Origin of the sequence: Nonomuraea longicatena (genome assembly GCF_039525605.1) — a bacterium.
Lineage (GTDB): Bacteria > Actinomycetota > Actinomycetes > Streptosporangiales > Streptosporangiaceae > Nonomuraea > Nonomuraea longicatena.
This window is the reverse complement of the sequence record NZ_BAAAHQ010000043.1, coordinates 90459-110659: the sequence shown is the minus strand read 5'-3', so window position 1 is coordinate 110659 and position 20201 is coordinate 90459. Positions and strand designations below refer to the sequence as shown.

Annotated in this window: 16 protein-coding genes and 1 tRNA gene; 6 read left to right on the top strand and 11 right to left on the bottom strand. The window is 72.3% G+C overall.

Annotated features, from left to right (window positions below; all coding sequences use genetic code 11):
- Positions 1-152: 152 nt before the first annotated feature.
- A tRNA-Arg gene (locus ABD120_RS33275) sits at positions 153-224 on the bottom strand.
- Positions 225-339: 115 nt separating this feature from the next.
- Between ABD120_RS33275 and ABD120_RS33270 the strand changes: the two genes are divergently transcribed.
- The gene (locus ABD120_RS33270) at positions 340-729 is read left to right on the top strand and encodes a response regulator transcription factor (RefSeq protein WP_343954237.1); all 390 of its coding nucleotides are present in this window, start codon (positions 340-342) and stop codon (positions 727-729) included.
- Between the two features lie 24 nt (positions 730-753).
- Here ABD120_RS33270 and ABD120_RS33265 read toward each other — a convergent pair whose 3' ends face one another.
- Complete coding sequence (locus tag ABD120_RS33265) at positions 754-3498, bottom strand: ATP-binding protein (protein WP_343954236.1); 2745 nt, start codon at positions 3496-3498, stop codon at positions 754-756.
- Between the two features lie 148 nt (positions 3499-3646).
- Here ABD120_RS33265 and ABD120_RS33260 point away from each other — a divergent pair, with 148 nt between their 5' ends.
- Positions 3647-4066, top strand: coding sequence for a nuclear transport factor 2 family protein (locus ABD120_RS33260; RefSeq protein ID WP_343954235.1), 420 nt, complete (start codon positions 3647-3649; stop codon positions 4064-4066).
- Here ABD120_RS33260 and ABD120_RS33255 read toward each other — a convergent pair whose 3' ends face one another.
- Positions 4067-4642, bottom strand: a complete 576-nt coding sequence (locus ABD120_RS33255) for a helix-turn-helix domain-containing protein (RefSeq protein WP_343954234.1) — start codon at positions 4640-4642, stop codon at positions 4067-4069.
- A 90-nt stretch (positions 4643-4732) separates the two neighbouring features.
- Here ABD120_RS33255 and ABD120_RS33250 point away from each other — a divergent pair, with 90 nt between their 5' ends.
- On the top strand, positions 4733-5929 hold the full coding sequence (locus tag ABD120_RS33250) for an MFS transporter (protein WP_343954233.1): 1197 nt from the start codon (positions 4733-4735) through the stop codon (positions 5927-5929).
- A gap of 177 nt (positions 5930-6106) precedes the next feature.
- Here ABD120_RS33250 and ABD120_RS33245 read toward each other — a convergent pair whose 3' ends face one another.
- On the bottom strand, positions 6107-7447 hold the full coding sequence (locus ABD120_RS33245; protein WP_343954232.1) for an MFS transporter: 1341 nt from the start codon (positions 7445-7447) through the stop codon (positions 6107-6109).
- A gap of 143 nt (positions 7448-7590) precedes the next feature.
- Positions 7591-8349 (bottom strand): SDR family NAD(P)-dependent oxidoreductase, encoded by a 759-nt coding sequence (locus tag ABD120_RS33240; protein ID WP_343954231.1) that lies wholly within the window; start codon positions 8347-8349, stop codon positions 7591-7593.
- A 70-nt stretch (positions 8350-8419) separates the two neighbouring features.
- On the opposite strand from ABD120_RS33240, the gene ABD120_RS33235 reads away from it, so the two are divergent.
- On the top strand, positions 8420-8881 hold the full coding sequence (locus ABD120_RS33235; RefSeq protein WP_343954230.1) for a MarR family winged helix-turn-helix transcriptional regulator: 462 nt from the start codon (positions 8420-8422) through the stop codon (positions 8879-8881).
- Here ABD120_RS33235 and ABD120_RS33230 read toward each other — a convergent pair whose 3' ends face one another.
- The 6 genes from ABD120_RS33230 to ABD120_RS33205 all read right to left on the bottom strand — a co-directional run bounded on the left by ABD120_RS33230 (position 8882) and on the right by ABD120_RS33205 (position 16842).
- Entirely contained in the window at positions 8882-10078 is a 1197-nt protein-coding gene (locus ABD120_RS33230; RefSeq protein WP_343954229.1) for a hypothetical protein, read from the bottom strand.
- 9 nt (positions 10079-10087) lie between these two features.
- Positions 10088-10468, bottom strand: a complete 381-nt coding sequence (locus ABD120_RS33225; RefSeq protein WP_343954228.1) for a RidA family protein — start codon at positions 10466-10468, stop codon at positions 10088-10090.
- A gap of 10 nt (positions 10469-10478) precedes the next feature.
- Positions 10479-11537, bottom strand: coding sequence for an alanine racemase (locus ABD120_RS33220; protein ID WP_343954227.1), 1059 nt, complete (start codon positions 11535-11537; stop codon positions 10479-10481).
- A gap of 148 nt (positions 11538-11685) precedes the next feature.
- Positions 11686-13218 carry an N-acyl-D-amino-acid deacylase family protein gene (locus ABD120_RS33215; RefSeq protein WP_343954226.1) on the bottom strand — a complete coding sequence of 511 codons (1533 nt, stop codon included), beginning with the start codon at positions 13216-13218 and terminating at the stop codon, positions 11686-11688.
- A gap of 31 nt (positions 13219-13249) precedes the next feature.
- Positions 13250-16171 (bottom strand): DUF4153 domain-containing protein, encoded by a 2922-nt coding sequence (locus ABD120_RS33210; protein WP_343954224.1) that lies wholly within the window; start codon positions 16169-16171, stop codon positions 13250-13252.
- A complete protein-coding gene (locus tag ABD120_RS33205) occupies positions 16168-16842 on the bottom strand; it encodes a response regulator transcription factor (RefSeq protein WP_343954223.1) in 675 nt (224 codons plus the stop codon). The genes ABD120_RS33210 and ABD120_RS33205 overlap by 4 nt, the downstream gene beginning before the upstream one ends.
- 73 nt (positions 16843-16915) lie before the next feature.
- Here ABD120_RS33205 and ABD120_RS33200 point away from each other — a divergent pair, with 73 nt between their 5' ends.
- Together ABD120_RS33200 and ABD120_RS33195 are read left to right on the top strand one after the other, a co-directional pair.
- A complete protein-coding gene (locus ABD120_RS33200; RefSeq protein WP_343954222.1) occupies positions 16916-17758 on the top strand; it encodes an arylamine N-acetyltransferase family protein in 843 nt (280 codons plus the stop codon).
- A 184-nt stretch (positions 17759-17942) separates the two neighbouring features.
- Positions 17943-20111, top strand: coding sequence for a protein kinase domain-containing protein (locus tag ABD120_RS33195; RefSeq protein WP_343954221.1), 2169 nt, complete (start codon positions 17943-17945; stop codon positions 20109-20111).
- Positions 20112-20201 lie beyond the last annotated feature (90 nt).

Sequence of the window (20201 nt, the reverse complement as noted above, 5' to 3'; positions counted from 1 at the left end):
CGTCCGACAGCGAAGCGATCCAAGATCAGTACGCCAGTGGTACGTGATCATGGGCATTCGCTTGCCCCCAGTGGCACACGCTGACACAGGCCAAAAACAAAAGGACCCGCGTTTCCGCAGGTCCAAGCACGTTTAGCGAGGTAGATCGTGAGTGCCCCCTGTAGGATTCGAACCTACGCACCCGGCTCCGGAGGCCGGTGCTCTATCCCCTGAGCTAAGGGGGCTCAACGGTTCACAAGGCTACCAGTACTCAGCCACCACTACGCACCAACAAAATCCGGGGCCCCACATCCCGTGAAAACCCCACGCGGACCGCCTCGACCGGTTAGCTTCGTGGCCGTGGCAGTGGCTAGGGGCAAAGTTCTGGTCGTGGACGACGACGAGGTCATTCGGCAGCTCATCGCGGTCAATCTGACCCTGGAGGGGTTTCAGGTGGAGACCGCCACAGACGGCGAGGACTGTCTGGACCGCGTGATCGAGGTGATGCCGGACGTGGTGACGCTGGACGTCATGATGCCGTGCCTGGACGGGTGGGTCACAGCCGAGCGCCTCCGCTCGGACGAGGCCACCAACCACATCAAAATCGTACTGATCACGGCGCGGGCCCAGGAGGACGACCGGCGGCGCGGGAGGTCGATCGGCGTGGACGCCTACCTGACGAAGCCGTTCGACCCGTCCGAGCTGATCAGCGTGGTTAAGCGGCTCGCCGAGACCGCGCAGGCCAACTGACGGCGATTGACCCACCGACTGACCTCAGGCCAGCAGACCTCGGGTTCTGGCGGTGCCGGCGGCCTGGGTGCGGGTGGTGGCCTGGAGTTTGCCGAGGATGTTGGAGACGTGCACACTCACCGTCTTCTGCGCGATGAACAGCCGTTCGGCGATCTCGCGATTGGTCAGGCCGTCGGCGACGAGGCGGAGCACCTCCAGTTCGCGGGCGGTGAGCGCGCCGCCGTCGGGTGACCGTACCGCGGCGAAGCGGGCTCTTCGCCCGAACTCTTCGAGCAGCCGCAGCAGCGGCGCGGCACGCAGGTCGGCGGCCGATTTGCGGGCCTGTGACCAGGTCTTCTGGGCGGCGTCGCGGTCGCCGGTGGCGAGTTGGGCCTCGGCGAGGCGCAGGCGGGCGCGGGCGGTCTCGTAGACGAAGCCGTAGTCGAACGCGGCCACGACCGACTCCCACAGTGGTACGTCGAAACGTCCGCTGTTGCGATGCCATTCGGCTTCCGCGCGCAGGGCCCAGGCGCGTCCTTCGAGCCCGAGTGTACGGCGCCGCCCGTCGGGGCCGGTGACGGCGGCGTAGCGGGTGCGGGCGACGAGGTCGTCGGCGCCGTCGGTGCGTCCGAGGTCGGTGAGCGCGCTCAGCGCCATGGCGCAGATGCGTAGATTGCCGGGGTCTGTGCGATCGAGGTCGGCGAGAACGGCCTCCAGGTGGGCGAGGGCGAGCGCGGGTTCGCCCTTCATGAGGGCGTCCTCGGCGGCCATGCCGCGCGACATGTACGACACGAGTTCGCTGGACCAGAAAGGCCGCAGCCAGTCCAGCCGGGACTCGACGGCGGGCAGACCCCTGGCCACCTCGATGAACAACGCGAACGACGACAGGACCGCTTCGGGCACGGTGCCGACGCGGGCGCCGAACGCCTGGGCGACCTGTTCGGCGGCGTCCCACTCGCCGGTCACGTAGTGGAGGAGGAAGCGGAGGAATCGCAGGTCTGTGCCGTACGTGCTCCATTTGAGCCCGATGCGCTCGGCGAGCGCGATGCCCTCCTCCGTGAGGTCCGCGGCGAGTTCGAGCCGACCGTGTTCGTAGGCGAGGCGGGCGCGGTTGAAGCGGGCGCGCAGGTCCATGGCGAGGTCGCCGGAGGTGTGCTCGGTGGCCTGTTCGAGCAGCGACGCGGCGGCGTCCACGTCGCCGGCGTGCTCGGCGAGGATGGACAGGCTGAGCAGCGCGCCGACCTCGGCGTCGAGGGCGCCGGCGGACCGCGCGACGTCGAGGGCGCGGCGGGCGATCGACCCGACCTCGGAGTGCCGGCTGCTGGCGTAGTAGGTGCGGGTGGAGGTGGCGAGGGCGCGGGCGAGTTCGGTGGGTGTCTCCGCGGCGGCGGCGGCCGCGTCGCCGGCCTCGATGGCGGCGCTCTGGCTGTCGAGTTCGACGAGGTAGTAGGCGAGCCGTTCGCTGACTCTGGAGGTCTGCGGCAGCGCGCGGAGCTGGGCGACGGCGCGGTGGTTGTCGCCGCTGTCGGCGGCGGCCACGGCGCTGCGCAGGCCGATCTCGGTGCGGGACTCACCGACCAGTTCCTCGGCGCCCGCGACCTGGTCCCACAGGCTGAGCACCTGGTCGTAGTGGCTGTGGGCCTCGGCAGGGGCGCCGACCTTCTCGGCCTGGCGTCCGGCCTGGGCGGAGGCGGCGAGGGCGCCGACGAGGTCGTGTCCCGCGAGGTAGTGGTGGGCGAGTTCGGCGGGCGAGGTGAGCTGTTTGGCGACGGCGGCGTGGAGCCGGGTGCGTTCGCCGGGGAGCAGGTCGGTGTAGACGGCCTCCTGAAGGAGGGCGTGGCGGAAGGTGTAGCCGATGCCGTCGACGCGGAACAGCCCGCGCGAGACGATCTCGCGAACGGCCTCCTCGAAGTCGCCGAGCGGCAGGTCGGACAGTTCGCGCAGCGTACGGTCCTCGACGCGGCGGCCCGCGACGGCGGCGACGCGGATCACCCGCTGGCCGGGTTCCGACAGCAGCTCGACGCGGGACATGAGCAGGCTGGCGAGCCCGTCGGGCAGGCTCTCGCCCTCGGCGAGGGCGGCGTACAGTTCCTCGGCGTAGAAGGGGTTGCCGTCGGCGCGGGTGACGATCTCGGTGAGGGCTTGCCCCCCGAGATCCCCCAACGTCGCGACATAGTCGGAAATATCGCCTGAGGGCAGCGGGCCGAGTTCCACCCCGGTCACCGTCGGCAGCCGCTTCAACTCCGCCAGCACCGACCGCAGCGGATGACGGCGGTGCAGGTCGTCGGTGCGGTAGGTGCCGACGACGCAGACGCGCTCGGTCTGCACCATCCGGCTCAGGAAGACGAGCAGGTCACGGGTGGAACGGTCGGCCCAGTGCAGGTCCTCGATCACGAACAGCACCGGCTGCACCTCGGCCAGCAACCCCAGCAGCGAGCCGAACAGCCGCTGCTGCGTCAGCCCGGCCGACGGCGAGCCCTCGCCACCGGTGACCAACTGCCCCAGAACGGGCCGTTCGGCCAGCGCGTCGCGTACCACCTCTTCGGCGCCGCGCAGGGCGTCGGCGAGGGGGAGATACGGCAGCGAGTCGCCCAGTTCCGCACATTGGCCGACAAGCACCTGGAACCCGTGTTCACGCGCGTACGCCGCCAACTCTCCCGTGAGGCGCGTCTTGCCGATGCCGGCGTCGCCCCCCACCAGCGCGACGCCGGCGGTGCCGGCGTCGGCGGCTTCGAGCACGCGGACGAGTTTTTCCAGCTCAGCGGCCCGTCCGATCAAGGTTCCCTGCACGCTGCCCACTATGCCACGGAGTCTCTTACGGCAAGGCCCTCCTGACGCCGGTCCCGGCCTCTCCCCTGTCCGGGCCGCACGTCGTGACGACGTTCCATTACCTTCGAGGTAATCGACGGCGGTCCCCCTCCCCCGGCAGGCTGGGTCCATGACGAGAGGAACGCGCGAAGTCGCCGAAGAACTGCTGGCCCGCATCGCGAAGGGCGATCACGAACACACGGCCGCGTTGTTCGCCGAGCCCGTCGACTGGGCGCTGACCTGGCCGAAGGAGGGCCACCCCGCGGCGCCGTGGATCCGCGACCGGTCCAGTCTGGCCGACGTCGCCGACCACTTCCGGGGGCTGGCGGATCACCACGTGGCGGAGCGGAACGACTCGGTCGTGTCCCGGATCGTGGTGGACGGCTCGGATGCCGTCATCCTCGGCGAGCTCCGGCAGACCGCACGGAGCACCGGCATCGCCTTCACCTCCCCGTTCGCCCTGTATCTGGTCGTCGAGAACGGGCTGATCACCAAGTGGGTCGTCTACGAGGACAGTCTCACGGTCGCGCGGGCGCACGCGGGGAGCTAGTCAGCGCCGCCGGGTGCGGAGGTGGATGCGTTCGCCCTGCTTGCCGAACAGGCTCAGGATCTCGACGCTGCCGCGCCCGGTGGCGCCGAACCAGTGCGGGATCTGACAGTCGAACTCGGCCGCCTCTCCGGCGCCCATGACGAAGTCGTGCTCGCCCAGTCGCACGCGCAGCCGTCCGCGCAGGACGTAGAGCCACTCGTAACCTGTGTGGGTCCGCAGGTGGGGCTGCTCGTCGTGCGCCGGGATCGTCATCTTGTACGCGCGTGGCTCCCCCTGCTCGCGGGAGAGCGGGATCAGGATGCGGCCGTCCCGCTGGGTGGGGCGCTGGGGGACGCGCGGGTCGAGGATCCGAGGGGCGGAGACGATCTCGTCCAGGGAGATGCCGAGGGTGGCGATGATCGGGAGGAGGAGTTCGAGGCTGGGCTTGCGCTGAGCCGACTCCAGGCGCGACAGGGTGCTGACCGAGATGCCGGTGGCGCGGGCGAGTTCGGCCAGGCTGACGCCCTTCTTCTCGCGCGCGCGGCGCAGGCGGGGGGCGATCTGCTCGATCACGGCGCCGACACTGGGCTCGTCCATGGGGGCAGTCAATCAAGGCGTCCCGGAATCGGCAACGATGTTTGTCGTTTCAGGTCAGGTCTCCCGATCCTCTCGGTGGAGGTGATCTGAATGATCCCAGAAACCGAACCCGTCCCCCGCCCCACCGGCTCCCGCCGGCTGCCCGTCGGCGTGTACGTCCTGAGCTTCAGCCTGTTCGCCATGGGAACCGCCGAGTTCCTGCTGGCCGGCGTGTTGCCGGCGGTCGCCGCCGACCTGGACGTCACGCTCTCCTCCGCCGGGTTCCTGATCACCGCGTTCGCGCTGGGTGTCGTGGTCGGCGGGCCGCCGTTCGCCGTGCTCAGCCTGCGATGGCCACGCCGTACGGCGCTGCTGGCGACCCAGGTGGTGTTCGCTCTCAGCATCGTGGCCGGGCTGCTCGGCGGCTACGAGGTACTGTTGCTGACCAGGGTGATCTCCGGGGTCGCCTACGCCGGGTTCTTCGCGGTCGCGTCCGTGACCGCGATCGGCCTGGTGACGCCGGACCGGAACGCCCGCGCGTCCGGGGTCGTGGTCAGCGGGCTCAGTGTGGCCATGGTCGTCGGCGGCCCCGCAGGCACACTGCTCAGCCATTTCGTGGACTGGCGTGGCGGCTTCTGGGCCGTGGTGGTCCTGACGGTCGCCGGGGCGGTCGGATGCGTGCTGAGACTGCCCGCCGACTCCGGTACCGGCCGCTCCGTCGAGCCGGCCGTCTCGCGGGAGTTCGCCGCGATGCGCCGTCCGGCGCTCTGGGGCATCTACGCGATCACGATCCTGACCACTGCGGCGTACATGATCACGTTCAACTTCCTGGCGGCCCTGCTCGCCGACGTCACCGCCGTCCCCGGGGTGTGGATCCCGGCGATCCTCGCACTGTTCGGGATCGGGGCGTTCGTCGGGCTGTCCGTGGGTGGCCGCGTCTCCGACCGGCGGCCGCACCTGGCCCTTCTCGCGGGTACGTCGGCGATCGTCATCCTGTCGGTGGTGATGGTGGCCGCGATCCAGCAGGTGTGGGCGGTGGTGCCCGCCGTCTTCCTGATCGGTGTCGCCGCGTTCGTCCCGAACCCCGCCCTGTACGGACGGGTCTTCACCATCGCGTCGGACGCGCCGACGCTCGCCGGCGCCACCACCGTCTCGGCGTTCCAGCTGGGTATCAGCATCACCCCCGTGCTGGCGGCCGTCTCACTCACCCAGGGCGCGCCGCTCGTCTCGGTCGGCTGGATCGGGACCGCTCTCGCCGCGGCCGCCGTACCGCTGATCCTGCTGGATCGCGCCCGCTCCAGCCGCTGAGGTCCCCGCCACTCGAAAGACACCAAGGCCAGAGGGTACGGTCGGGCCCGCTACGCCGCCTTTCGCCGGGTCGTCAGGTCAGGGCGTTGAGCGGGTCGTCGCGCCGGGCCTGCTGGGTGGGCCGCCGGACTCGCCGAGATCGCAGCAGATGGGGTCCCCACCGCCTCGGGTGGCCGCCTAACGCGTGGTGGCCGGTTCGGTCGTAGGCGGTTCGGTGGCGGGTGGTTCGGTGGCGGGCGGGGTGTCGAGGGGGTGGGCGAGTTCGTCGGCGGGCATGCGGGCGGCCAGGATCGCGATGATGGCGATCGGCAGCGGCAGGAGTCCGGCGATGACGAAGGTCGGTGTCAGACCGACGGTCTCGCTCACCGGGCCGGCGAGGGCCATCGACACCGGCATGAACACCAGGGAGACGAAGAAGTCGAGGCTGGAGACCCGTCCGAGCAGCGCGGGCGGCACCCGGCGCTGGAGCAGCGTGCCCCAGATGACGGTCGGCGCGCTGAACAGCACCCCGACCACGAAGGCGGCGGCCGCGATCAGCCACAGGCTGTCGGCCACGCCGATGAGGACGAAGGGGAGGCAGGCGATGCCCCACATGGCGTTCATCGCGGTGAGGTAGCGGCGGGGCAACCTGCGTGCGGCCATGGCCAGCGAGGCGACCGCGCCGCCGATGCCGAAGGCCGCCATCACGATGGCGTGGCCGGTGGGGCCGCCGCCCACGCCGTCCTTGATCACGAAGGGGATCAGGACCTCCATCGGGCCGATCACCAGGAGGATCAGCAACGAGGCGAACACCAGGGTGGCGAGCAGCCACGGGGTGCGGACCATGTAGACGAAGCCCTCGCGCAGGTCGGCCAGCATCCCCCGGACCGGGTGGCGTCCCTCGTCCGCGCCCGGGTCGCGGCGTAGCGCCACCGGCTTCATCGCGATGAGGAACGCGGCGGCGACCAACTGGGCGACGGCCATGGCGGCGAGCGCGACGCCGGGGGAGGAGAAGTCGACGATGAGGCTGGCGATGGCGGGTCCCGCCGCCTGGAGGACGACGGGGCGCAGCGTGCCCTCGACGCCGTTGGCGGCGAGCAGGTGATCGGCGGGGACGATCACGGGCAGCATCGCGGAGTAGGCGGGGTAGTAGAAGCCGGCGCCGACGCCTCGGACGAAGGCGGCGGCCGCGAGGTGCCAGATGTCGATCAGGCCGGTCAGCGCGAGGACGGCGACCGCGATGGAGACCGTGGCGAGGACGGCCTCGGTGACGAGCAGGATCTTCCGCTGAGGTATGCGGTCGGCGACCACCCCGCCCACCAGCACGGTGAGAAGCATGCCGACGGCCGAACCGGTGGCGACGATAGACAGTTCGGCGGCCTTGCCGTCGAGCTCGATCACCTGCCAGACCATGGCGATCAGCCAGAGCCCCTCGCCCAGCATCGAGGCGGTGAGCGAGCCCGCGAGCAGGCGATACTGGCCTGACTGGAACGGTCTGAGCGGACCGCGTAGCCAGGGCGCGACGGTTGGTTCGGTCATGCCCCTCCCCCATTCGTGAAACTCGAACCTTAGACCCCGCTACCGACGAAAAGGCATCGGTTTTCGGGCCATCGAATCGGATTGATCACGTATTGGCAGTTTCATTGAGGTGGGGGTGGTCATGCGGCCGAGGCGTCGGGGTGTCAGCGGGTGAGTTGGCGGCCGCCCGCCACGGACAGGATCTCGCCGTTGGCGTGGCCGTTGGCGGCCGAGCCGAGGTAGACGACGGCGGAGGCGACGTCCTGCGGCGTGCAGATGCGCCCGGTGGGCGTCTGGGCGGATTCGGAGTCGACGGCCGCCTGCCCGAGTCCGGGGGTGGTGAGGGCGCGTTCGGTGAGCGTGAAGCCGGGGCGGACGACGTTCGTGAGCACCCCGTGCCGGGCCTCCCGCACGGCGAGGACCTTGGCGGCGGCCTCCAGCGCCCCCTTGGCGGCCCCGTAGGCGACCCCGGCCGGGATGGGCTGGTCGACGACGTCGCTGGAGACGAGGACGACCCGGCCCCAGCCGCTGCCGCGCATGGCGGGCAGGACGGCGTCCACGAGGGTGAGGGTTCCGGCGGCGTTGGCGGTGAGGTGGTCGGTGAGGCGGTCCCAGGTGTCGGGGGCACGCTCGGGCCAGGCGACGGCGTTGGCCACCAGCACGGAGATCTCGCCGAGTTCCGCTGCGACCGCCCGGGGCGCGGCCTCGGCGGTGGCGGGGTCGCGCAGATCGGTCCGTACGGCCATGGCGCTCCCGCCCCCGGCGTCGATGTCGGCGACGAGGGCGTGCGCCCGCTTCTCCTCGCGGTGCCAGCCGACGGCCACGCGGGCGCCCTCGGCGGCGAACGCGGTGGCGATGGCCCGGCCGATGTCGCCGGAGGCGCCGGTGACGAGGACGACCTTGCCGTGAAGTCCGAGGTCCATTCCCACTCCTAATGCTTAGCCGACTATTTATTAGCCGACTATATATCAGTGATGTCGATAGGGTGGCCATGTGGACGCCGACGAGGCCATGCGCGTGAACCGGGCGCTGAACAAGATGAGCAAGCTCTACCGCGAGGCCAAGGCCCGCAAGCTCGCGGCGCTCGGCCTGCATCCCGGCCAGGACGTCCTGTTGTGGCTGCTGGCCCAGCAGCCGGAAGGCATGACGGTCTCCGAACTCGCCGCCCGCGTCGGCATCGAGCCGCCGACCGCCACCCGGAGCCTGGCCAGGCTGGAGAGCGGGGGCTGGTTCCGGCGCGAGCCGGTCCCCACCGACCGCAGACAGGTGCGCGTCGTGATCACCGAGGCGGGCCACGCGCTGCTGCCCGCCATCGAGCGGGCCTGGATCGAACTCGCCGAGGAGACGATGGGCGAGGCGGGCGAGGACGAACTGGAGATCGCCCTCAGCACCCTGGAGACGGCCAACGACCGGCTCCGCCTGATCGTCGGCGAGGGACCGCTCGCGGACGAGTGATCAGACGGTCTCGCGCAGCGCCGAGGTGATGCGCTCCAGCACCGGGTGCGGCACCAGGCCGTAGGCGTAGAAATCGACCGCCTGCGCGCCCGCCGCCTTCGCGGCGCGGGTCTTGGCCACCAGGCGGTCGGTGGAGTCGCTGTCGGGATGGCCGGGCCGCAGCACCGCGCGCACCTCGCGGTCCTTGCCGACCGAACGCAGGTAGGCGCCGACGTCGTCGGCCACCCTGGCGGCGTCGCGGGCGTAGGCGAGCACGCCGAAGGCGGGCACCAGGTCGCCGAGCGCCACCAGGTCGACGCCGAGTTGCCAGGCGTCGTGCGCCGCGAGACCGGGGGTGGGCAGGCCGTCGCGGTAGCCCTTGACCGAGCCGGTGTAGTCGACGAACACCAGCCGCGAACCCTCCTCAGCGACCGCTGTCGCCACCTCGGAGACCAGGGTGGTGACGGTCTCCGAGCGGGCCCGCGCGTAGGCGACCACGTCGGGGCCCGCGTACGCAGTGAGCGCCGCCCTGGTCACCTCGCCCTGGGCGGCCGGGTCGCCGTCGAGGACGCCGCCGACGATGCGGGCGCACTCGTCGCGGGCCACCTCGGCGTTGACGCCGAGATCGGTGGCGCGGCGCATGCAGTGGTCGCAGAAGCACAGGCCGAACAGGTAGTGGTCCATCGGCCCGAGTGGCACGAAGGAGCGCTGGGGCCGCAGCGAGCGGAAGTGGAGCGACTCCGCCACCACCCGGGAGACGCCGAGCCTGGCCACCGACCTGGCCAGCGCCACGGCGTACTCGCGCACGTCGGGGTGAGCCGGGCACAGGGCGGTGAGCGAGCCCCTGTCGCCGAAGCAGTCGCGGACGGTGACGTCGGGGTGGCGGCTGCCGAGCGTGTGGTTGCGCAGGAAGACCGTCCAGCCGTGGAGCTGCAGGCCCCGGCTCTCGCAGGCCGCGCCCAGCCCGTCGAGGGCGTCGGTGAAGCCGGGCACGGGCGCCAGCCGGAGCCCGGCGAACAGCTCGGACGGCGGCACGAAGTGTGCGCCGTCCTGGCGCAACGTCAGACGGGACAGCCCGTGCGGCGTGACGTCGAGGGAGCCGTGGTGCACGGCGCCGACGGTGACCGAGGACACGCCGTAGCCGGCGATCCGGTCGAGCACCTTGTCGGCGCCCTCGCCACGCAGGTCCTCGGCGAAGACGTACATGGAACTGTCCACAGGCCGACTTTACGCGCTCTTGTGGGCGACGAAGTCGATCTCCACCAGGATGTTCATGAGGTCGGAGCCCACGGTGGTGCGAACCGGGTACGGCTCGTTGAAGTACGACTTGTACACCTCGTTGTAGGCGGCGAAGTCGCCCTTGAGGTCCTGAAGGTGCACGGTGGCCTTGACCACGTCGTCGAAGCCGAGGCCGTGGGCGGCCAGGATCGCGCCCAGGTTCTGCATCGTCCGGTGGGTCTGCGCGGCCACGTCGTCGCCGACGATCTCGCCGGTCACGGGGTCGAGCGGGCCCGCGCCCGAGGTGTAGACGAAGTCGCCGACCACGAGCCCCTGGGAGTAGGCCCCGACGGGCGCGGCGCCTTCGGTGGTCCTGATCTCTTTCTTCACGACGTCTCCCTTAGAAGTGTGTGGTTATCGTGCCAACCTGCCGGTAGCCGGAGTCGACCACCGGAAGCGTGCGCCATTTGTCGAAGGCCGTGCAGGGGTGGGAGATGCCGAAGGCCAGCACGTCGCCGGGGCGCAGCCCGTCGGCACGGACGACCGTGTGCTGGTCCTGCATCGCCACCACGGTGACGCCCTCGCGCCTGGGGATGGGCAGCCCCTCGTCATAGGGGGCGTCGCGCTTGCCCATGCCGACGACGGCGAGACCGGGCTCGGGCGTGGACAGCACGTGCGCCCAGATCTCGAAGGCGGGCCGCAGTTCGCCCTCGACGCGGTTGAACGGGGTGCGCTCGCGGTAGTAGCCGTCGTCGTGGCTGACGTAGGCGCCGCTGCGGAGCACGACGGTGGCCTTGACCGTGGCCAGTTCGCGGCCGATGACGTCGAACCACTGGCTGCCGCCGACGCTCAGCAGCGGGTCGCGCAGCCGCAGGTGCTCGGCCACCTCACGCAGCCCGCCGAGGTAGTCGCGGACCTGCTCGGCGGACTTCAGCGAGCCCTCGTACCCGGACACGCCCGCGAGGGCGACGCCGTCGGACTTCTCGACGTAGGCGGCCAGGTCGAGGGTCTCGGCGACGCTGCGGCAGCCGCCGCGCCCGCCCGCGTGGCCGAGTTCGACCAGGACGCGGAAGCCGCGTTCGGGGGCGTGGGCGCGCAGGATGTCCACCCCTGCCGGGGAGTCGGCGAAGCACAGGAACTCGAAGTCGGGGTCGCGGGTCAGCTCGGCGGCCAGCCGGTCGAGCCCGACGGGGTCGACGATCTGGTTGGCGAGCAGGACCCGGCGGGCGCCGAACGAGCGCACCGTGCGGGCCTGGGTGACGGTGGCGACCGTGAGGCCCCACGCGCCCGCTTCGAGCTGCATCGCCGCGATCTCGGGTGACATGTGCGTCTTCGCGTGCGGCGCCAGGCGCAGGCCGTGGGCCTGCGCGAACGCCGCCATGGTGGCGACGTTGTGCTGGAGCGCGTCGCGGTGGACGACCATCACCGGAAACTCGGACTCTGCGAGAATCCCCTGCACACCGCCCCCTTTCATCCGGCCCTGACCCTATCTGTACTCCCCCCTGTCACGGCACAGCCACCCCACCCCCACCCGCCGCCGCGAGCGCGCCCCCTTCCAGGGTGACGCTCCCCGGCCGCGCGGCCGGCCCGCCGCGACGCCGTACCGGTCAGCGGGGGCGCAGCGCCCGGCCCGGAACCGTACCGGTGAGCTTGCCCCCGGCCAGCGCCTGGACACCGGAGACGAACACGTCGTCCACCCCGGTGGCCAGGGCGCGCGGAGCGGCGTAGGTGGCCTCGTCCGTGACGGTCATCGGGTCGATGACGACCAGGTCGGCGGCGTATCCGGCGCGCACCAGCCCCCGGTCGGCGAGCCCGAAGCGGCGGGCCGGGTGCGAGGCCAGGTGCACGACGGCCTCCTGCCAGGTCCAGTCGCCGAGTTCGCGCACGTGGCGGCCGAGGAAGCGGGCGAAGGCGCCCCAGCCGCGCGGGTGCGGGTGGCCGCCGACGTAGATGCCGTCCGAGCCGCCCGTGTGCGAGGGGTGGCGCAGGATCCGCCGTACGGACTCCTCCCCTTCCGGGCCCTCGTCGGGGCGCGCGGTGACGCACCCGGCCTCCAGGCGGGTGTCGATGAGCAGTCGCTTGCAGAAGTCGGCGGGCGCCATTCCGGCGCGCTCGGCGGCCTGGACGATCGTGAGGCCCTCGGCCCAGGCGGCGCCGGGCGCGTGCGAGACCGTGAGCCGGGGCCAGGAGTCGGACAGGGAGTCCCACCAGTGGTCGAGTTCGGGCGCGGCGAGCATCTCGATGGCCCGGTCCACCTCGGCGGCGGGAACGGACGGCGGCAGCACGACCATGGCGAGGATGGTGCTGCCGCGCAGGTACGGGTAGGTGTCGAAGGTCAGGTCGAGCCCGGCCGTCAGCGCGTTCTCGACCAGCGGCAGCAGCACCGGGGCGGGGCCGTGCAGGTGGGAGACGTGGACGGCGGCGCCGGAGCGTTCGGCGATCTCGCGCACCTCGGCCATGCCGACGGCGGCGTTGACGCCGTAGGCGCGCATGTGGGTGACGTACGGCAGCCCGCCCAGCGGTGCGCACAGCGCGGCCAGTTCGGCGGCGTCCGCGTAGCGGCCGGGAAGGTACTCCAGGCCGCTCGACAGGCCGACGGCGCCGTCGGACAGGCCGCGCTCGACCCGGGTGCGCATCGCCGCCAGTTCCTCGCGGGTGGGCCGCGAGGAGGCCGGGCCCATCACGTCGTACCTGATGGTCCCGTGCGGCAGCAGGTAGGCGGTGTTGAGGGCGACGGCCCGGTCGTAGCCGTCGAGCAGCCCGGCCACGGTCAGCGGCCCCTCGGCGGGGAGCCTGCCGTTGACGGCGGTGAAGTAGCGGGTGGCGTAGGCGACGGTGGAGGCGGAGCCGGGGGCGAAGGACAGGCCGTCCTGCCCGAGCACGAACGTGGTCACGCCCTGCCGCAGCGCGGCCAGTTGCACGGCGGGGTCGAAGACGGCCGCGTCGCCGTGCGCGTGACAGTCGACGAAGCCCGGTGCGACGAATCTCCCGGTCGCGTCCAGCTCCTGCTCGGCCTGGGCGCCGTCGAGACGGCCGACCGCGGCGACCCGGTCGCCCTCGATCGCCACGTCGGCCGGGTACGGCGGTGCGCCGGTGCCGTCGAGTACCCGGCCGCCGCGGATGATCACATCGAATGCCACGCAAGGATTAAACCCGATTTATGCCCGATGCTCACCGATGGGCCGGACACGCGCCCGGTTCCACCCGGTTCGCCCGCAGCAGTTCCCTCGCCTCGGCGCGTGCGAGATTCCACCCGTTCCACGGGTCCGGGCGCTCCAGGTCGGTGTTGTCCGCGACGGCGGCCAGCACGCAGCGCCGCCGGTCGTCGGGCAGGCGCACCAGCGCGGGTACGGCGTCTGCCCCCAGCCTGGACAGGTAGTGGGTGTCGAGCTGGGACTCCGCCACCCGCAGCTCCGGGTCGACCGTCACGAACACGCCGACGGCGAGGCCGGTCACGAGCACGGCGGTCCTCGGCAGCCAGCCCGCCGAGCGGCCCGCCAGCCGGATCGCGCCCGCGAGCAGCACCAGCAGGAAGATCGCGCCCAGCCACCACACCGTCGCCTGCACCGAGATACGCAGCCGCGACTGGCCGTACACCGCCGTGTACAGGTCCATCCGGTGCAGCACGGACACCAGCACGACCAGGGTCAGCGCGCAGAGCGTGCCGAGCAGCCCGGCCAGCACCAGGCGCTCCCGGCGGGCGGTGCGGAGCATGCCGCCGCAGACCGCGACGATGCCGAGCACGAACACGCTCACCACGACGAGCTGGAAGAAGCCCTCCCTGGCGTACTGCGCGTAGGTCAGGCCGGAGGTGTCGCGCACGGTCGCGCCGCCGCCGAACAGGAACCTGATCTGGATCGCCACGAAGGCGGCGAACAGCAGGTTCACCGAGACCAGCGGCACCAGCCAGACCGCCCGGTGCACCGCGAAGGCGGCGTCGGGGCCGACCGGGTCCACGATCGGGCGCAGCGCGGTCAGCGCCAGCGCCGCCAGCAGGGCGCCGAAGGCCGCGAACAGCGTGATCCGCAACGGTAGCGAGCCCAGCCAGTCCGGCGGGGTGATGACGCGGTCGGCGTACCCGGCGAAGACCGCGTCGGCGGAGGCGAACAGCACGCCGAACAGCACGAGCAGGACGGCCGCGATGGCGGCGCCGACCAGCGTCGGCATCAGCCTGCCCCCGGCGGCCAGCCGCCTGACGGGCTTCGACAGGAACCACGGGACCGGCCCGACGGCGAAGACCGGCGACAGCCCGCCCCGCAGCACGCCGAGCCATCCGGCTCCGGCGCCGGACACGGCCAGCGCCACCAGCGCCGCGCCCGCGCCCACCGCCAGGGCGACCAGCCAGTCGGCGTCCCTGGTGACGGCGGCCGTGATGAGCCAGTAGCCGGTCAGGCCGAACGCCGCCGTCCACGGGGTCAGCCTGCGGCGCAGCGCGGGCCACAGGGCCGCACCCACGACGACCGCGACCAGGAGCACGCCGAGCCCGCCGCCGGAGCCCGGCAGCACCACCGCCGCCACCAGGCCCGCGACCGCGACGGCGGGCAGCAGCCACTGCGGCGGCTCGGGGAGCTCCGGCCTGGGGAACAGCGAGGGCGGGTGGTAGGAGGGGGGCTGGGCGCCTTCGGACTCCCGCGTGTACGGCGGCACGTGGCGGGGCCCGGCGGCAAGAGAGAGGCCGATCGCGCTGCCGGTGGCGGTCGCGAGCACCACCGTCGCCAGGGCGACCGTCGCGGAGACGTACAGGCCGATGAAGACGGCGGCGGCGCCGCCCGCCAGGAATCCCGTCGTGAGGCCGGTCACCGTGCCGACGAGCAACCTGCTGAGCCCGGTCTTCCGCCTCGGCGACCGTACGGGCACCAGGGCTCCCGGCGCCCCGGCCGGACGCGAGCCGAGTGCTCCGGGCGGTCCTGGCGGTCCGGGGACCTGCCCCGCGCCCTCGGCCTGCCCAGGTCCCAGAGGCCCGGCCGGTGCGGTCACCGGAACCTCCGCCCGGCCCGGCCCTCGGTCTGCCGCCGGTACGGCGTCCATGAAACGTCCCTTCTCATGTACGGGGAACGGCCGCTCAGCCGGTACGGTCGCCCGTCGTTCCGGCGTGCCCCGCGTCACGACCCGGTCCGGCAGTTCGACGACCATGCGGCACCCCGGACCGTCGCCGACGGTGACCGAGCCGCCGTGGAGTTCCACGATCTCCTTCACGATGGCCAGCCCGAGCCCCGCTCCCCCGGCGTCGGCCGTGCGTCCGGCGTCCAGGCGGGAGAAGCGCTCGAACACCCGGGCGCGAGCCTCGGTGGGGATCCCCGGCCCGTGGTCGGCGACGGTCACCCGCACCCCGGATCCGCCGGCAGCCGCCGTGACGGAGACCGGTGCGCCGGGCGGGCTGTGCCGTACGGCGTTGTCGAGCAGGTTGGCCAGGACCTGCGCCAGCAGATCGGGGTCGGCGCGCACCACCAGGTCGGCGGGCACGTCGGCGGACAGGCGGACGTCCTCGCGGGCCAGCCCCGCCTCCAGTACGGCCTGCTCGGCCAGCGCCGCCAGTTCGACCGGCTCCGCCTCGATGAGCCGTGCGCCCGAGTCGAGCCGCGACAGGTCGAGCAACTGGGTGACCAGGCGGCCGAGGCGCTCGGTCTGGGCCAGGGCGGTGCGCATGGTGCCGGGATCGGCGGCGGAGACGCCGTCCACGACGTTCTCCAGGACCGCCCGCAGGCCGGTGATGGGGGTGCGGAGCTCGTGGCTGACGTTCGCGATCAGCTCGCGGCGTATGCGGTCCACCTCGCCGAGTTCGCCCGCCATCGCGTTGAAGGCGCGGGCCAGCTCGCCGACCTCGTCGCGCGAGGTGGACCGGACCCGGAGGTGGTAGCGGCCCTTGGCGATGGTCTGGGCGGCGGAGGCCATCTCGCGCAGCGGCTTGGTCATTCCCCTGGCCAGGACCTGCACCATGATCAGGGCGAGGACGACGGCCACGGCGATGCGGAGCTCGCTGGTCAGGCCACTGCCGAGACCGACCTCGTTGACGACGAAGGCCACCCCGACCGCGAGCACGATGACCAGGCCGAGCTTGACCTTGATCCGGCCGAGGAAGTCGAGGGGCCTCATGGGCGTACCAGGGCGTATCCGACTCCGTGGACGGTCCGCACGACGTCGGGGCCGAGTTTGCGCCGCAGGGCCCGCACGTGGCTGTCGACGGTACGGGTGGCGGCGGCCTCGGTGAAGCCCCACACGTCCGACAGGAGCCGGTCGCGCTCGAAGACCTGTCCGGGGCGTTCGGCGAGGCGGTGCAGCAGGTCGAACTCGGTCCTGGTGAGCTGCGTCTCCCTGCCCGCGACGAACACCCGGCGGGCGGCCGGGTCGATCTCCACGTCGCCGACGCGGATGACGGTGTCCTCCGTGGCGAGGCGCGCGGCGCGTTCGACGCGGCGCAGCAGCGCGTGGACGCGGGCGACGAGTTCGCGCATGCTGAACGGCTTGGCGAGGTAGTCGTCCGCGCCCACCCCGAGTCCGACCAGCATGTCGGTCTCCTCACCGAGCGCGGTCAGCATGAGCACGGGCACCGGGCGGGCCGCCTGCATCCTGCGGCAGACCTCCAGCCCGTCGAGGCCGGGCAGCAGCCTGTCGAGGACGACGAGGTCGGGCTCCGACCCGCCGTAGGCGGTCAGCGCGCTCTCCCCGTCGGCGGCCACCCGCACGTCGAATCCTTCGGCCGTCAGGCGGTCCCGTACGGCGAGGGCGATCGTGTCGTCGTCTTCCACTACCAGGACGCGTTTCACGGGGCCGAGCCTAGAGAAGGGATGTGCAGACGGTACTCGGCGAAATGTAGGAAAAACGTGCAGACTACGACGGGTGGATGTCACTGCTTATCTCGCTCGTCTGGGACGTACGGATCTGGCCGGGGCGCCGCCGGACCTGGACACTCTGATCGAACTGCACCGGGCGCACGTCGAGCGGGTGCCGTACGAGGTGCTGGAGATCTGGCTGCGGCGGCCGACGTCGCTGGACCCGCTGGTGTCGGCCGCGCGGATCCTCTCGGGCAGGGGCGGTTACTGCTATCACCTGAACGGGGCGTTCTCCACGCTGGCGGAGGCGTTCGGGTTCGAGGTGGTCAAGCACGCGGGGGGTGTGCAGGGGCACGGCGACGAGCCCGAGGTGACCGACAGCCATCTGGCGCTGACCGTGCGGCTGCCGGACGGGGAGTGGCTGGTGGACCTCGGGCTCGGGGACGCGCTGCACGAGCCGATCCCGCTGGAGGAGGGGACCTATCGGCAGGGGCCGTTCGTGTTCGGCCTGCGACGGTCGGAGGTGGCGCCGGGCGGGTGGCGGTTCGAGCATGACCCCGCCGGGTCGTTCGTGGGAATGGATTTCGAGCCCACCCCCACCACTATGTCTCGATTTATCGCGAAACATCATGAGCTAAGCACTGAATCGCATTTCACGCGGGTCGCGGTGGTTCAGCGGCGCGACGCGACCGGGGTGGACCTCCTGCGCGGGCTCGTGTTCGATCGCGTCGGGGACCGTACGCACCGGGTGACGCTGGCCAGTCGGCAGGACTACGTCGACACGCTCGCCGACGTCTTCGGCCTCCACCTCGCGCCGGAGGACCGGCCCGTCCTCTGGGAGCGGGTCCGGGCGGCGCACGAGAACTGGCTCGCCGCCCAGGCCGCCAGGACGGCGGAGGCGTCCCTCTGAGCCTTCGTCCCCGCACGGAATCAGCGGCGGGGTCAGGCGTTGTGAGAGATCGTCCGTACGTCCCGGATGACGTGCGGGGACGTGCTCATCACATGTCACACGGCATGTTCCATCGCGAGTCTGAGAGCCGCATGGCACTGGTCGGAGATATCCGGCTATCGTGCGTTTCGGACTAGGAGAGAGCATGAAGCTGGCCGGGCGCTATCGGCTGCTCAACCCCCTGGGCACAGGGGCAGTACGACTGGCGTTCGACGAGGCTGACCACCGCGACGTCGTGGTCAGAGATCTGAGAGCACCGCTGACGGCCGAGGCCCCGCGCGCTCTCGGACTGCGGCACGTGTCGATCGTCCCGCTGCTCGATCTCGTGGAGGAATGGGGGCGGTCGTGGCTGGTGTCGGAGTTCGTCTCCGGCACCTCCCTGGAGCGCACGGTGGACGGCCGCCGCCCGCTGCCCGACGTACAGGCCGCCCGGATCGGCATCTGCCTGCTGGAGGCGCTGACCGCCGCGCACGCCGCCGGGATCGTCCACGGTGTCCTGAACCCCGGCAAGGTGCTCCTCACCTCGACCGGCCGCGTGCTCCTCACCGGGTTCGGACTCCCCCACGCCGGCATGGGCCCCTCGGCGGACCTGTGGTCCCTGGCGGCCACCCTGCACTTCGCCGTCGAGGGCCGCCCGCCCGGCGCCTCCCCGGCATCCGGTCCCGACGCCCTCCGCTCCCTGATCCGCGCGATGCTCGCCCCGGCCGGCCCACCGCCGCTAAACGCCATCACCGAAACCCTGTCCACTCTCGCCCTGCACGCCCCCACCCCCACCTCCAGCCAGCCCTTCGCCTCTCACCCGACACCCGCCCAACCCCCTACCTCCAGCCAGCCCTTCACCCCGCACCCGGCACCCGCCCAGCCCCCCACTTCGAGCCAGCCCTTCGCGGCCCACTCGTCACCCGTCCGACCCCCCGGCCCCCGACCTTCCGCTCCCGACCCGACGCCACCGCCCTCACCTATCGCCTCACCTCTGGCCTCGCCACTGGACACCCCGCCGCACGGCATCCCGCGCCCGCCGTCGCTCGCCTCGGCTCCGCACGGCTCCGCGCCTGTCCGTGCACCGTCTGCGACGGCGCCGCAGGCAGCGCCCCAGCCTGCCGCCGTGCCTCGCCCGGTGACACCCGTTTCGAGCGGCTCGCCCGCGCCACCCAGGTTCAAGCCTCCGTACACTCCAGCAGCGGGCACGCCTTCGCCGGTCCCTGACCTCGCCCCTGACGTCGCCCCCGCCTTGCCCGAGCCGGAGACCTCACCCAGGCTGCCCGACCCGACCGCCCCTCCGTCGCTTCCCCTGCCCGGGACTCGGCCGCCCCTGGCCGCCCCACACCCGATGTCGCCCGAGACGACCTCCGCCGTGCCTGCGCACGGGACCGCGCCCGCCGCCTGGCCGCCGCCCGTGATCTCGGCCGAGACCGCACCCCGGCTCACCGCGCCGCCGCACTTCGGCGTCCCGCCCGCTGAGGTCCGCGCGGCCCAGGACCCGGCCGCCTTCCTGACGACCCCGGCCGCCGAGACCACCGCGCCCGCGATCGTCGGTGTCACGGACGCGGCCCCGCCGGATGCGCCCGCCGTCGACGAACCCGCGTCCGCTGTTCCGCCGATCGTCGGAGCACCGGCCCCCGCCTACCCACCGGCCACGCCCGCACCACAGCACCCGCCCGTCGCCACGGGACCACACCACTCCCCTGCCGGGCCGATGCCCACGCACCATCCCCCCACCTCGGCCGGATCCCTCGGCCCCGCCGTCGTCCCCCCCGACGCCACAGACAGGGAGCGCGCGTCGCTGCGCCACTCGGCGGGCGCGGGTCTGCGGAAGATCCTGGGCCGCCGCCACCGCCCGGAGCCCCAGCTCCAGGAGCCCGCCGTACCCGCCGAAGGTCCCACCGACCGCGCGCTCGACCAGGTGATCGGCGCCACGGGACCGCTGCCTCCCGCCCAGGTGGCCGCGATCGGCCTGGCCGTACTCGATCAGCTGACCGCCCTGCACGCGCGGGGCGAGCACCACGGCGACATCCGTCCCGGCAGCATTCTGCTGGCCCCGACCGGCCGGGCGATCCTGGCGCCGCCGCTCATGCCGAACGGCATCAGCGCCTACACGGCCCCCGAGGGCGCGACGGGCCCGTGGGCGGATCTGTGGTCGCTCGGCGCCACGCTGTTCGCCGCCGTCGAGGGCCTGCCGCCCGCCCCCGGCGCGCCGCTGACCCGGGCGGGGACGCTGGCGAGCGTGCTGTACGCGCTGCTTTCCGGCGATCCGGCCGACCGTCCGACACCCTGGCTCCTCCGGCGCGACCTGGAGATCATCGCCGGAGGTTGAACAAGACATATCGCGATTGGAACCAGCCCCGGCCCCCCAAACGTTGTACGGAAGACGCACAATGATGGAGAGGCGGGGCGAGCGCTCCGC